The following is a 12,884-nucleotide window of genomic DNA, read 5'->3' on the forward strand; positions in this document are numbered from 1 at the left end:
ACCGGGAAGAAAGTTTCCACGAGCAAGGAAAGGAAGGCCCAATTGTAAAAACTATACTCTAACTAATTACAAAAGAGCACTATGAACCTTAAATTGATGACATTGAGTTGAAACTGACGGCAAAAGAGAGCCTGCGGCATGGGGCTTTGCCCCATTAAAGAGGCACAAATAGTTCACTTCTGACAATAATTGATCTATTCGCAATGCTCAATGTCTGTATTAAGGGATGCAGGTGAATATGATTGAATCTCTTGAAATAATTGAGAATCATGGCGATTATGTCGTTTTAATTTTGTAACTTCAGGGCGTGTAAAACAACGGAAGAGGAAATATGGAAGAAGGAAAATTCAAGATCAGATCGTACGGTTGGCAGGAGTTGGCATTGTTGTATGGACAGGGACTTACGCCTGAATCGTCTAGTAAAAGATTAAGTAAATGGGTACAGGTCAACCCTTCGTTGGTAAATGAACTGGAACGATGCGGATGGAAGAAGGGGAAAAAGACCCTGACACCCATACAGGTGCAGGTTATCGTCCGTTTTCTGGGCGAACCATAAGTGAGGAAACAGATAGTTATGCGTGGCGGATTACATAGTTATCCGTATGCGATTATATAGTTAGGAAATAGGCAATTAAAAGAGGCTTTCTGACAGCATAATACAATTGTCATATGAATTTATTTATCAAAAAACATATCGATCTGATCAAGATCGTAAAAAAAGAATCGGTGCTTTGACCGGTAGAAACCTTGCGTATACGTACCTGGAGGAAGTAATCGAAAAGAACGATAATAAAATCGGTCTGGTATTAATGCTCATCCCTGTCCTGGCATGCAATGACACGAAAAGCACGAGTCGTTGGGATAGTCTGCGAATGCAGTTTTTCGAAAACAATAAAGAATTGATCTTGCTTCAACTTGGATACACGAATCTGGTCGAGGCTTTTGAAAAAATTCCATTGGATGAAAAGGGAAAGACGAAAGTGATAGAACTGTTTCTCGAAATGAGAGAAGCCGGTTTGCTGGGAGATATATCTTACGGAAGATTGGCCGCCGCCCTGCTCACCATTTTTGAAATGAGTTGTACGAAAGAATACCTCAGTTCACATTTGAGTCATTCGTAGTATAGATTATACTAGTTTAACAAACTGTATTTACACAAAAATACGTATTTTAATTTTATAACCTGTTGTCAGAAAGCCTTCTAAAGAAATAAAATGCGGAAAAAAGCGGGTTGCCATCCGTTTCCGAACCGTCTACTTTTGTCTTCGTAATGCAAGTTGAAAATCAATGTTTATTTTTTATATGTTCTTTTAAGAAGTTCTTTAATATATATAGAAAATAGGGTAATGCGTCTCAAAAGCGTTTCGAAAAAGCTCAAATCTTTTTGTTAACCGGATGAGTAGCGTTTTAAAAGTGTTTCAAATTGCGTTTCAGATGTTACACGTTAAAGTAATACACATGAGACAAGAAAACAAAGAACATGAACGGGTGGCGCTCGAATATATGGGGCATTCATTCGTAAAAGTACCCAGAGTCTTATATGCTAGGGTATTGAGTTTGGAGAAAGAAGAAAAAATGTTAGCCGGGTTGCATTTGGTTTTGTTTATTTCATGCAACTTCGATGACAGGGTGGTGAAATTGGGAAATAACCAGGTGATGAGTTACAGAGGGGAGTATGTAGGCACGTATCGTGAGCTGTCGCGATTGTCGGGAATACCTTTCGGCTCGATCAGCCGCTTGCTTGAAAAACTGGAGAAAAGAGAACTGGTCGAGATAGTCCGGGTACCGGGCGGCTCTGTCATCCGCGTAAACGGATACGATAAATTCTGTTTTGCTTCGGAGAAGGAATACAAGTTGCGTGACACAGGTAAAATCAGTCGGACAAACGATGCGAAACAGGCGGAAGATGCCGCTGCACGCCTGTCGGAGGCTGAGGCCAAGATAGGGGGAAGAAGCAAGCAATATCCAAATAAAAACGTTAACTGAATCGGCCATGACAACAGACAAAATCGAAAATAAAATATTCGCAGGAGAAAACAATATCAGTGTGGAACAGGTGGAAGAAGCCGTTATCAGCGCCTTGCTGCTCGATGCCGGAGCGATAGTGGGCACCTTTCCCGTCTTGAAACCGGAGATGTTCAGCCGTCCGGACCTGGCATTTATCTATCAGGCAGTCAGCAATCTTTACGACAAGGGGGAAACGGTGGATATGATCACGGTCGATACCGAAATGCGTAAGACCGACGAGAAGCGTTGGAAGGAGTGGGGCGGCATCAAACGAATGGCTTCGCTGGTAGGATGCATACGCCATATTTCAGGTTTGCCTTATTATGTGGAAGAGGTGAAAAGACAGTATATGCTCCGCCTGTTGAACACTCTTTTTGTGACGCTGGGCGCAAAGGCGGCCGGGTTCGAGTCTTCTTACACACTGTTGATAGAAGAGGCGGAGCGGTCGTTGCTCGAACTGCGTGAGAGATGCACGGTGGGCAAACCGCTCGAACGTATCGGGTGTACGGCCAATGAGGTGCTTCAGATGCATCGTGAACGGTTGAGTACGGGGAATGACAGAATGCGTATCCTGTCGGGGATCGAAGAGTTCGATTACGTGACGGGCGGACTTTACAACGGTGAACTGTTGGTGGAAGGCGGACGTCCGAGCGACGGAAAAACGGCTGTCGCCATGCATATTGCCATGAATGTCGCACTTTCGGGAAAAGCGGTCTGTTTCTTCAGCCTGGAGATGACAGCTATGCAGACGATGAACCGTCTTTTTGCCGGTTATGCTAGTGTGGATGCTGATCATTTACGTATCGAGGGACTGACGACGGCTGAACTGGAACGTATGGAACGGCTGGCGGGAAAGTTTGAAGACCTGCCGCTCTTTTTCGACCATACGCCGGGCAATAGCATAGAGAATATTCGTGCCCAGGTGATGTTACAGAAGAAGAAGGGGCAGTGTGACCTGGTAGTGATCGATTATCTGCACCTGATGGAACGCAAAGGGCGTGCCGGGGAGACGATGGACCAGTTGGTGGGCCGTAATATAGAAGGAGCGAAACAGGTGGCGGTCGATACCAATTGTCCGGTGCTGGTCTTGTCGCAGATGAACCGTAATAGTGTACAACGTATCGAAAAGGCGTATGTCCCTGAATTGCATGATCTGCGTGATTCGGGTGTGATCGAACAGGTGGCGGATTGTGTCTTTTTTGTTCACCGTCCCGAACGTTACGGTATTTTCAAGGACGAGACGACAGGGGAGAGCCTGCGGGGCGTAGGAAAATTATATATACTGAAAACACGAAACGGATCGACCGGGATTGCCCGTTTCCGTTACAATAAGTCATTTACCCGTATTACTAACTATGACAACAGGATGCGTTATGAAGAAGAATGATTTTCAACAAATAAAATCATCTGTTCGTATCGAGGAGGTGATCGGCGGTTATCAGCATCTGGAGCCTAAGGGGAAGAATTATGTCGGACTGTGTCCGTTTCATCCGGACCACCATCCGTCGTTGATGGTGAATCCCGAAAAACAGACTTATTCCTGTTTTGCCTGCGGGGAACATGGGGATGTATTCGAGTTTGTCAGGAAGATGGAACATTGTACGTTGAGTGACGCGGTCAGGAAACTGGCGGCAGGCAGATTTGCTGAGGGTAAGCCGGATTTCGTGATGCCCGGTACAGGGCGGATGGCTATCAAACGACAGGCGAAACAACCTGCAAAGGATTTTGCGGCTTTTATGAAACTGTTGTTGCCTTATGCCTGCGGGTGTTCGGAGCTTTCGGCGGCTTATTTGGATTTTGAAGTGGGCATGTCGCCTGTGCAGGTGCCTGCCGAATGGAAGGTGATGCGCAACCGGATTATTTTTCCGGTGCGCGACGAGTATGGAAAACTGGTCGGGATGGGAGCACGTAGGTTGTGTGACGAAGATACTTCGGTTCCGAAATATATCAACTCGTCGGCAGCCGACGGGTATGACAAAGGGGCTACCTTGTACGGACTCAACCGTGCGGTGGCGGTGATACGGAAAGAAGATTATGTGTTTATTACCGAAGGATATAAAGATGCGATTGCGATGCATGCTGCCGGGTTTGTCAATACGGTGGCTTTGTGCGGGACGGCTTTGACTGACAGCCATATTGCTTTGCTGAAGAAATATACCAACCGTGCCTGTCTGTTGCTCGACGGTGACGAGGCGGGGCAGGCGGCTTCGAAGAAAGCGGTGTTGCGCTTGCGGGAAGCGGGGATGGATGCCGATTCGGCGTTGATTCCTGGCGAGGGAGATCCGGATTCTTTATTCCGTCGGTTAGGCAGGGAAGAGTTTGCGCGGATGATCGGGCGGTTGCAGAACAGGCCGCATTCGTCGGAGTGTGCCTTGCTGACGGTTTGCCTGTTGTATCCGGAGGCTACTTTTCGTTTGAGAGGGGAGGAGTACCTGTTTATCGACCTGGTGGCTTCGGCCCTGGAGACGGATGATCTCTGGTTTGAGGATGCGGATCATCAGCGTATTTTCGAACATTTGCAGGAGGCTGGAACGGAGGACGGGTTGTCGGCCCCGCTTCAATGTGTTGTTGCTGAACTGCATCGGGAATATGATACTCAATTACAGACTGATCTGGAACTGTTATCGTCCGATGTATATCTGCCTTATCTGCTATTCTTGTACAGCGAAGCTCGTTTGCTCCGGCTGATCTCCCGGCTGGTCCGTCAGGTAGTACAGGAAGACCATGAAGAGTTGCAGTACGAACTGGTTATAAAGCTGGCGGAACGCCGGGAACAACTGCGCCATGTTTCGGTGTGGCTGGATAGGCCGGGGGCGGTTTGATAATTGAAAATTAAAAATTAAAAATTGAAAATTAGGGTTTTATTTGTTTTGGCTGCGGGCTTTTTGCTGGGCGGCTCATCCTTATACGCTCAACATTCGATGGGGGTGACGGGATTATTGAATATTCCGACGGCAGATATGCAGGTAGACGGGACGTTTATGGTGGGGGCGAACTATTTGCCGGAACAGATGCTTCCTGATTACTGGGATTATAATTCCGGGAATTATTTCCTGAATGTGACATTTCTGCCTTGCCTGGAGGTCGGTTATCGCTGTACGTTGATGAAGCTTAAAACGGGTAAATGGAATCAGGACCGTTCGGTGTCGTTGCGGATACGTCCGTTGAAAGAGGGAAAGTATTGGCCGTCGGTGGTCGTGGGGAGCAATGACGCTTTGACGACCGGGCAACTGAATACGTTCAGTGAAGTTACTGGTAACCGTTATTTTTCGTCGGTGTATGGGGTAGCGACGAAGCATTTTCAGTCTGGCGGCCATGACCTGGCGTTTACATTCGGATGGAATATCCCGTTCCGTAAGCATGCTGTTCGTGACGGAGTCTTTGGAGGAATGAGTTATTCGCCGGCCTTCTTCCGTCCGATTTCGTTGATGGCGGAGTACGACGGCAGTGCTGTGAATATGGGCGGTAGCGTGCGTCTTTTCAATCATTTTACGGTACATCTGTTTTGTTACGACTTGAAAGCGGTATCGGGCGGGATACGGTATGAATTGGTATTGCTCAAAAAGAAGGGAGGCCGGCAATGAGAAGAAGGTGTTTGGGAATGGTTTGCCTGATGGCCTGGGGAATGGTTGCCGTACTGATGGGGCAACAACCGGCGGGAAGATCGGTGGCTGAAGCGGCTGAACAAACTTTGCTTTCGCTCGGCATGGAAGAGATACGGGTGGCACAGACCGATTCGGTCTGTACGATAGCCTTTGAAGATAATATATACCGGGGTACGTATCGCGGACTGGCGGCTGTGATTGAAGCCTTGCGTAGCCTGCCGGAGACGGAACAGGCGGCAGCGTATGAGCTGGTGGTGTTGGACGACCGTATACCGCGTTTGTTATTGACACTGCCCCGGCAGACGGTGGCACTGGAGGTGAGTTACGATACGGATGAGGCGATGCGGCGCCTGAAGGGGAAAGAACGCAGAAATAAGATGGCGGGACGGATAGATGTGGTGTTGTATCCGGAGCTGTTCTTACAGAATTCTTGGCTCGATAAATTATATGGGGTAGCGGTCAATATCTCTCCGGCTATCCAGATGGACCTCTGGAAAGGGGCGGTGCTGACGGGACAGGTCGTGTTGCCGGTTTATACGAATATGACTGATTTCCGCAAATATATACGTCCGGGAGTGATTACGCTGCGGCAGGAATTTCGTCTGCCGGGTGGTGTGTCGGGACGCTTACGGCCGGAAACTTCACGGGCAACCGGATGGGAGTGGATGCCGGCCTCCGTTACCAACCGGCCCGGGGACGGTGGTTGGTGGGTGCGAATGTCGGACTGACCGGGTCGAGCACCTGCTATGGCGGGGAATGGGTGGTGTCAACCTGGAGAAGGGTGTCGGGTTCCGTTTGGGGACGGTATAACGAGCCGCATTATGGTTTGCAGATAGACCTGGCGGCCGTGCGGTTGGTGTATGGCGATATGGGAGCCCGGTTAGATTGCCGTCGTCATTTTGGCGAGGTGACGGTCGGAGTATATGGCTTGTTTACCGATGGTGAGATGAATGGTGGTTTTCATTTTGCTCTCCCGATTCCGGGAACGAAGCGGGGGAAACGCAGAGCCGTCCGTTTCCGGTTACCTGAATATTTCGCCCATGAATACAGGGCCCGTCATGGCGGCTCGTATGGCGATGAGTTATTAGGTTACAGCTACGAAGTCCGCCCCGACGAAAACGGCAGCCGGGGATATGATGCCCCGGATTTTGTGAAGAAGGAGATTCTGAGAATTGTTACGAAATAATTTCCTGTATAGAAAGATGTGAATGTTTTGTATGTCTTGTTATAGCGACTGATTGTAACTGGCTCCCCTCTCGAGAGGGGGTAGGGGGTGTGTTATAGCCAGCCAATAAGACAAGCCTTGTCACAGGTTTATTTGCCGTCTGCTTTAGCTGACGGATTGTTAAATGCTCTATATGTCTGGACTTTAGTCCCATTTCTTCTGGTTCTATTTCAAAGAGACATGTGGCTGAAGCCAAAAGAGAGAAACAACTTGTAAACCGTCAGCTGAAGCAGACGGCAAATAAACCTGTAATGGCTAAGTGACTTTGATTGTGATGGTGGTATAGGTGGCATTATGACACACCCCCTTCCCCCTCTCGAGAGGGGAGCCAGGTACAACCGGTCAATAATCAGATAGCTCAAACCTGAAAAGAATTGAAATAACTGCTTTTCATAAACATATTATCAACAAATAATAAATATTAATTAATCCATTTTTAGTATGAAAACAACTAATTTCTGGTCGTTGAGCCTGTTGGCTGCAACGTTGATGGTGGGGGGATTGTCCTTCAACTCATGTAAAAAAGATGAAGTGGAACCGGTTCCCGAAGTAGTAGAAAACCCATTGGAAAAAGAAGCCTATTTTATAACCGGTAAGGTAACGGACGGAACGAATGCGTTGGCGGATGTTTCCGTATCTGCCGGAAAGGTGTCGGCAAAAACGGATGCTTCAGGTGCTTACCAAATCGAGGTGGATAAGAAAGGTTCTTTTGAACTGAGCTTTGCCAAAGACGGATACATCACGATTAAAAATGAAGTGACAGTAGATAGCAAAGCAGAAAAAGGTACCACCGTATTTTACTCGCAGATACTGACTAAGCAGGCTGAATCAGTCAAAGTAACTCCTGAGAAAGACGCTTTGCTGGTTGTTACGCAAAATACCGAAGCGTTTGTTCCTGCCGGCGCAGTGGAAAAAGAAACGGATATAGCAATCACGTCATTTGTTCCGGCTGCTGATAAAAAGCTGAAAGAGGTGGCCGATAAGGCGGTGTCGACTTCTACTCCGCAAACAACATCTTCTGCATTGGCGTTATCTAGCTTTGATTGCCAACCGGACGGTGTCAAGTTTGAAAAGCCATTGGAAATAAGGGTAAAGGCGCTGGAAGCCGATAATGATGTTTATTTCACGGAAGTGAAACATTATGTGAACGGAACGGATAATGCAGAAGTTATTTATGATGATTCGGATAAATCTTATGTCCTGCAGTTGGATGGCTTTTCTGTACACGAGTTGAGAGTGGTTACAGATTTGTCGGCCGAACCGAATAGTGAAACCCTCTTGTCTGAAGAAGTGGACAACCTTGGAAAAACAACGGCTGTATCGAAAGACTTTTCCGTTAAGGCGAAAGAAGGTTGGAAAGTCGTATCTAAAAGTAAAGGAGTGACGGGTGATGTTGAAGCAATGCTGATGGCTGCTTTAAGGAATGTTTTGGCTAGTGAAGGTGTTTCCGAAATCGCAATGTCAAAGAGTATGGCGGTAAGTGGCGACATGAAGATGACTGTCACTTATAAGCAGGCGGTAATAAGATATACGATTCGTGTTAAGACTAACCGTGGCGTGGAAAGCATTGTTGTCGAACAGTATGGAGCGGTATCGCAGAACATCGAGAAAGAGCAGGGAAACATGAAGCCTGAGCATAATTAATATTGTAAGTAACTATGTTTAAGAAGTATGTGGCCTATCTGGTCGTGTGTATGGCGGTATTTTTTACCGCCTGCACATCGACTAAAAAAATTATCTATTTGCAGGATGTCGTTCCGTTGAAACAACAGGAGATCGAACAAAAGTATGAGGTGATTATCCATGGTGACGACTTGCTGGCTATTATGGTGAACAGTCGCGACCCGGAACTGGCATTGCCTTTCAATATGCCGATGGTAAGTTATCAGTTGGGTTCTAACACTGGCGGACAGCAACGTGTTTTAGGGTATCTGGTGGATACGAACGGAAACATCGACTTTCCCATCTTGGGAGAAATCCATGTGGAAGGCTTGACTCGTATGCAGTTGACCGAACTGATCAAAAACAAGCTGATCGAAGGCGATTTGATTAAGGATCCGATTGTGACGGTACAGTTCCTGAACTTCAAAATTTCCGTGATGGGTGAAGTCGGACGTCCGGGTAGCTTTACTATCTCCGGCGACCGTATCACATTGTTGGAGGCTTTGAGTATGGCAGGTGACTTGACTATTTACGGACGTCGTGACCGGGTAGGGGTGATTCGCGAAAATAACGGAAAACGTACAATTCTGTTCCATGACTTGCGTTCGGCGGATATTTTTAATTCTCCTTGTTACTACCTGCAACAGAACGATATTGTCTATGTGGAACCGAATAAAGCGAAATCGGGTCAGAGCAGCATTAACCAGAATAATTCGATTGGAGTCTGGGTTTCTGTTATCTCCTTGCTGACTACGATTGCGGTATTAATCTTTAAATAATCGGATTACAAATGAATTCTGAACAAGAAACAATCAACTTGCGAAGAGAAGAAAACGAACTGAACCTGAGTGACCTTTTCCATATTGTGTTGGCCAACTGGTATTGGTTCGTTTTGTCTGTCCTGGTTTGTGCCGGAGTAGCTGTTCTGTATCTGAAATGGGCTCCTAAAGTCTACACACGTACGGCATCGGTACTGATAAAAGACAATAGCAAGGGTGGAGGGCTTAGTGAGTCGGCAGCTTTCGAAGAGCTGAATATGTTCAATGTAAAAAGTAATGTGGACAATGAAGTGTTGGTCTTCAAGTCGAAGCGTCTGATGTCGGTAGTGGCTGAACGGTTGAACCTGGATATCAGCTATACGATAAAGGACGGGTTGCGGACGGAAGAGTTGTATACGCAATCGCCGATAGCCGTACGGTTCCCGGAAGCGGAGGCTTCGCAATCTTTTTCATTGGTGGCGACACCTTTGTCGGCCGGAGAGGTTTTGCTGTCCGGTTTCTCGACAGATGAGGCTAAGAGTTTGAAAGTGGCGTTGAACGATACAGTCTCCACTCCGGTAGGTAACTGGTGGTGACCCCTACGTTGTATTATGCGGATAAATATTTCGGGAAGGCGGTAACTATAAGTAAGCGGAACAGGGAGGAGATCGCTTTGGCATACAGCAATTCCCTTCAGGTGGCGCTGGCCAGTAAGACGGCGACGATCATCAACCTGACGTTGCAGGACGTATCCATACCGCGTGCCGAAGATGTTCTGAATATGTTGATTGCCGTGTACAACGAAGACGCGATAAACGATAAGAACCAGGTAACGGTGAACACCTCCAACTTTATTAATGACCGTTTGATCATTATTGAAGAGGAGTTGGGCAGTGTGGATGCCGATATCGAAACGTATAAACGGGAAAACCAGCTGACGGACATCAGTTCGGAAACGGGAATGTACCTTCAGGAGAGCAGCCAGTATAGTAAAGAAGGACTTGGACTGGAGAATCAGGTGACTTTGGCGAAATATATACGCGATTACCTGACGGACCCTCATAAAAGTGCTGACCTGATACCGGCCAATACCGGTATTGCGGATGTGAACATCGAAGGACAGATCAGTGAGTACAACAACCTGTTGCTGAAACGTGACAAACTGATTGGTAATAGTAGTAATAAGAACCCGGTGGTGATGGACCTGAATAATTCGCTTAGTGCGATGAAGCAGACGATTATCCGGGCTATCGATAACCTGATTGTCGGTCTGAATATCAAGATAAAGAATATCAGAGAGCGGGAAGCCCAGACCAGCCGCCGTATTTCGGCTGTGCCGACACAACAGAAATATGTGTTGTCTGTCGAACGTCAGCAGAAGATCAAGGAGGAGCTGTATCTCTATTTGCTGAATAAGCGGGAAGAGAATGCTTTGTCGCAGGCGATTACCGAAAGTAATGCCCGTGTGATCGATGCGGCGCAGGGAAGCCGGAGTCCGGTGGCACCGAAATCGATGATGATCTTATTGGCAGCAGTAGTGCTGGGATTAGCTATTCCGGCAGGTATCATCTGGTTGCAGATGGTCATGAATACGACTGTGCGTACACGTAAGGATGTGGAAGATGCCGTATCGATCCCGTTCCTGGGAGAGATTCCTTTGCGCGACAAGAAGAATAAAGATGAAATAGTCGTGCGTGAAAATGGGCGCGACAGTATTTCGGAGGCGTTCCGTATTGTCCGTACGAATATGGATTTCATGCGTGTGAAAGCGAAGGATATGAAAGTGGTGATGTTTACTTCTTTCAATCCGAATGCCGGAAAGACATTTGTATCGATGAATCTGGCTATGAGTTTTGCCCTGACTCGAAAAAAAGTGATACTGGTCGATCTCGATATTCGTAAGGGTACCCTTAGCGGCCATGTTAGTGGTTCCACTAACATGGGAATAACAAACTATTTATCTGGAAAAGTGGATGACATCAACTCTATCATAAAAAAAGAGGAACTTGCCACAAACCTGGATATTATCCATACCGGCCCTGTGCCTCCCAATCCTTCCGAGCTTTTATTGAGCGACCGTTTGGAAGTTTTGATCGAAGAGTTGAAGAAACTGTATGATTATATCATTCTGGATAATGTGCCTGCCGGCTTGGTTGCCGATGCAGCGATTGTAAACCGTGTAGCCGACCTGACCATTTATATCCTGCGTGCCGGGTTGATGGACCGCCGGCAGTTACCGGAGCTGGAAAAGTTATACAGACAGGATAAATTCAGGAATATGAGTCTGGTGCTGAATGGTGTCCGCTATAATCGTTCGGGTTATGGTTACGGTTATGGCTATGGATACGGTTACGGCTATGGTTATGGCTACGGGAACGAAAAGAAAAAATAAAAACTATTTTCCAATATGCTGACCTGGTTTAGCTCAAAGAAAAACATAATCCGTACCACATTGCTTGAAGGAATGACAGATGTGCATGCGCATCTGCTTCCTAATGTGGACGGTGGATCGGAGTCGTTGATGGACTCGATCGCTGCATTAGAGAGAATGAAGGAAGCCGGTGTGAAACGGATATTTCTGACTCCCCATATTATGGCGGAGTTTCCTAATAATACACCGGAACTCCTGTGTGCAAAGTATGCTATTTTGAAGGAATGTTGTCCTCCGGAAATAGAGTTACACCTGGCTGCCGAGTATATGCTGGACGATGGTTTTGAGGCATATATGAAGGGAATGTTATTTACACTTCCCGGCAGGCAGGTCTTGGTTGAGACTTCCTGTTTGTCGGCTCACGACAAATTTCTGACAATCCTGTTTGACCTGGCATTGGATGGGTATATGCCTGTTATCGCTCATCCGGAGCAATATGGGTATATGGAACAGGAGGACTATTCTTATTTGAAAAGTAAAGGGTATAGATTTCAACTGAACCTGTTTTCCTTAGCCGGCTTACAGGGTAAACAGGTCCGGCAGGTAGCGGAGTATTTACTCTGTGAAGGATATTATGATTATGTCGGTACCGATTTTCATAAACTAAGTGAGTATGAGAAAGGGTTGAGGACTTTACGCTTGTCTGGGGAACAGGTCCGGTTGGTACGCAAATTATTAGATAACAATGAAATGCTTTTGAAATAACAGATCAAACATAACAAACAATTAAAAATCGTAAGAGATATGATGAACAAAAGAGAGTTGATATACTCCATTGCAGAACAGACAGGGTACACGCAAAGTGCTGTACGAAAGGTATTGAATACATTTATCGATACTGTATTTAATGAAGTAAAATCAGAGAACAAGGTAAGGATAGGAGGGCTTGGTGTTTTTTCTCCCGTGCTCCAGAAGTCCCGCCCTGTTCGTAATCCGCAAACAATGGAACCAATTATGCTTGCTCCGAGAACAACAATAAAATTCCGGACAGCAGACGATTTGGTCCGTAAACTGAATAATCAGGAAGAATAGCGGTATAGGTTTTATTCGTGTTCAATATTTAACTCTGTATTTCCCGGTTTCAGCTAAAAATAATACTGGGAAATACAGAGTTTTTTATGAAATATTCATAAGGTTATAAAGCAATGACTAAAAAAACGATCGTTTTATTTAGTTCATTTATTTGTGCAAATATA

General features: G+C 46.4%; 12 protein-coding genes and 1 pseudogene. All 13 read left to right on the top strand.

Features of this window, described 5'->3' with window-relative positions; all coding sequences use genetic code 11:
* Positions 1–331 precede the first annotated feature (331 nt).
* The 13 genes and pseudogenes from DXA15_RS22870 (at position 332) to DXA15_RS22925 (ending at position 12,720) form a co-directional block, all read left to right on the top strand.
* Entirely contained in the window at positions 332–556 is a 225-nt protein-coding gene (locus DXA15_RS22870; protein ID WP_128135563.1) for a DUF4248 domain-containing protein, read from the top strand.
* A gap of 175 nt (positions 557–731) precedes the next feature.
* Complete coding sequence (locus tag DXA15_RS22875; protein WP_128135564.1) at positions 732–1,121, top strand: hypothetical protein; 390 nt, start codon at positions 732–734, stop codon at positions 1,119–1,121.
* A gap of 337 nt (positions 1,122–1,458) precedes the next feature.
* Complete coding sequence (locus tag DXA15_RS22880; RefSeq protein ID WP_128135565.1) at positions 1,459–1,986, top strand: MarR family transcriptional regulator; 528 nt, start codon at positions 1,459–1,461, stop codon at positions 1,984–1,986.
* Positions 1,987–1,993: 7 nt separating this feature from the next.
* Entirely contained in the window at positions 1,994–3,394 is a 1,401-nt protein-coding gene (locus DXA15_RS22885) for a DnaB-like helicase C-terminal domain-containing protein (RefSeq protein ID WP_128135566.1), read from the top strand.
* Complete coding sequence (locus DXA15_RS22890; protein ID WP_128135567.1) at positions 3,381–4,829, top strand: DNA primase; 1,449 nt, start codon at positions 3,381–3,383, stop codon at positions 4,827–4,829. Before DXA15_RS22885 ends, DXA15_RS22890 begins: the two co-directional genes overlap by 14 nt.
* A gap of 99 nt (positions 4,830–4,928) precedes the next feature.
* Positions 4,929–5,591, top strand: a complete 663-nt coding sequence (locus tag DXA15_RS22895; protein WP_233567563.1) for a YjbH domain-containing protein — start codon at positions 4,929–4,931, stop codon at positions 5,589–5,591.
* Positions 5,588–6,340 carry a hypothetical protein gene (locus DXA15_RS27300; protein WP_233567561.1) on the top strand — a complete coding sequence of 251 codons (753 nt, stop codon included), beginning with the start codon at positions 5,588–5,590 and terminating at the stop codon, positions 6,338–6,340. The genes DXA15_RS22895 and DXA15_RS27300 overlap by 4 nt, the downstream gene beginning before the upstream one ends.
* Positions 6,268–6,798, top strand: coding sequence for a hypothetical protein (locus tag DXA15_RS27305; protein ID WP_233567562.1), 531 nt, complete (start codon positions 6,268–6,270; stop codon positions 6,796–6,798). The genes DXA15_RS27300 and DXA15_RS27305 overlap by 73 nt, the downstream gene beginning before the upstream one ends.
* Before the next feature lie 480 nt (positions 6,799–7,278).
* Complete coding sequence (locus DXA15_RS22905) at positions 7,279–8,481, top strand: carboxypeptidase-like regulatory domain-containing protein (RefSeq protein WP_010802992.1); 1,203 nt, start codon at positions 7,279–7,281, stop codon at positions 8,479–8,481.
* Positions 8,482–8,495: 14 nt separating this feature from the next.
* A complete protein-coding gene (locus tag DXA15_RS22910) occupies positions 8,496–9,278 on the top strand; it encodes a polysaccharide biosynthesis/export family protein (RefSeq protein ID WP_007657036.1) in 783 nt (260 codons plus the stop codon).
* 11 nt (positions 9,279–9,289) lie between these two features.
* Positions 9,290–11,649, top strand: a pseudogene (locus tag DXA15_RS22915) (GumC family protein).
* Between the two features lie 15 nt (positions 11,650–11,664).
* Positions 11,665–12,393, top strand: coding sequence for a tyrosine-protein phosphatase (locus tag DXA15_RS22920; protein ID WP_128135568.1), 729 nt, complete (start codon positions 11,665–11,667; stop codon positions 12,391–12,393).
* 39 nt (positions 12,394–12,432) lie between these two features.
* Complete coding sequence (locus DXA15_RS22925) at positions 12,433–12,720, top strand: HU family DNA-binding protein (RefSeq protein ID WP_128135569.1); 288 nt, start codon at positions 12,433–12,435, stop codon at positions 12,718–12,720.
* The last annotated feature ends 164 nt before the right edge of the window (positions 12,721–12,884 follow it).

The organism is Parabacteroides sp. AM58-2XD, assembly GCF_003463685.1.
Lineage (GTDB): Bacteria > Bacteroidota > Bacteroidia > Bacteroidales > Tannerellaceae > Parabacteroides > Parabacteroides segnis.

What these genes read in the sequence shown, in the direction of transcription:
- DXA15_RS22910 (WP_007657036.1), top strand. Translation starts at nt 8,496, where the DNA reads ATGTTTAAGAAGTATGTGGCCTATCTGGTCGTGTGTATGGCGGTATTT.
- DXA15_RS22925 (WP_128135569.1), top strand. Translation starts at nt 12,433, where the DNA reads ATGATGAACAAAAGAGAGTTGATATACTCCATTGCAGAACAGACAGGG.
- DXA15_RS27300 (WP_233567561.1), top strand. Translation starts at nt 5,588, where the DNA reads ATGAGAAGAAGGTGTTTGGGAATGGTTTGCCTGATGGCCTGGGGAATG.
- DXA15_RS22880 (WP_128135565.1), top strand. Translation starts at nt 1,459, where the DNA reads ATGAGACAAGAAAACAAAGAACATGAACGGGTGGCGCTCGAATATATG.
- DXA15_RS22920 (WP_128135568.1), top strand. Translation starts at nt 11,665, where the DNA reads ATGCTGACCTGGTTTAGCTCAAAGAAAAACATAATCCGTACCACATTG.
- DXA15_RS22895 (WP_233567563.1), top strand. Translation starts at nt 4,929, where the DNA reads ATGGGGGTGACGGGATTATTGAATATTCCGACGGCAGATATGCAGGTA.
- DXA15_RS27305 (WP_233567562.1), top strand. Translation starts at nt 6,268, where the DNA reads ATGGGAGTGGATGCCGGCCTCCGTTACCAACCGGCCCGGGGACGGTGG.
- DXA15_RS22890 (WP_128135567.1), top strand. Translation starts at nt 3,381, where the DNA reads ATGAAGAAGAATGATTTTCAACAAATAAAATCATCTGTTCGTATCGAG.
- DXA15_RS22870 (WP_128135563.1), top strand. Translation starts at nt 332, where the DNA reads ATGGAAGAAGGAAAATTCAAGATCAGATCGTACGGTTGGCAGGAGTTG.
- DXA15_RS22905 (WP_010802992.1), top strand. Translation starts at nt 7,279, where the DNA reads ATGAAAACAACTAATTTCTGGTCGTTGAGCCTGTTGGCTGCAACGTTG.
- DXA15_RS22885 (WP_128135566.1), top strand. Translation starts at nt 1,994, where the DNA reads ATGACAACAGACAAAATCGAAAATAAAATATTCGCAGGAGAAAACAAT.